General features: G+C 64.0%; 1 protein-coding gene. It reads right to left on the minus strand.

The window, feature by feature from the left end; genetic code table 11:
- The coding region (locus tag EOA60_RS36790; RefSeq protein WP_245502731.1) for a GNAT family protein at positions 1–489 on the minus strand (489 nt) is incomplete at both ends.

A 489-nucleotide genomic window follows, 5' to 3' on the forward strand; every position in this document is an offset into this window, starting at 1 on the left:
GAGGTAGTGATCCTGCCAGATGCCGTTGATCCGGAGATAGGATCTGAGAAGTCCTTCGCGCCGGAATCCGGCTTTTTCAAGCACGCGGATCGACCGTGCGTTGTCGGGAATACAGGCAGCCTCGATCCGGTGCAACCGCAGCGTATCGAAGGCAAAACGCGACACCACCTTGACCGCGTCGGTCATCAGTCCACGGCCGCCGAAGCGCTCGCCGATCCAGTAGCCGATGTGGCCGCTTTGCGCGACACCGTGGCGGATGTTGCCGAGCGTGATGCCGCCGGCGAGCTTGCCGCTCGACTTCTCGAAGATGAAGAAGGCAATGGCCGTGCCTTGCGCATAGTCCTCGCGGTAGCGGCCGATGCGCAGCCGCCAGGCGGTGCGGTCGAGCTCGTCAGGCTGCCAACGCGGCTCCCATGGCTCCAGAAAGGCGCGGCTTTCGCCGCGCAGCGTCGACCATTCGCGGTAGTCGTTGGTCAAAGGCACGCGCAA

Source organism: Mesorhizobium sp. M1A.F.Ca.IN.020.06.1.1 (assembly GCF_004023265.1).
GTDB lineage: Bacteria > Pseudomonadota > Alphaproteobacteria > Rhizobiales > Rhizobiaceae > Mesorhizobium.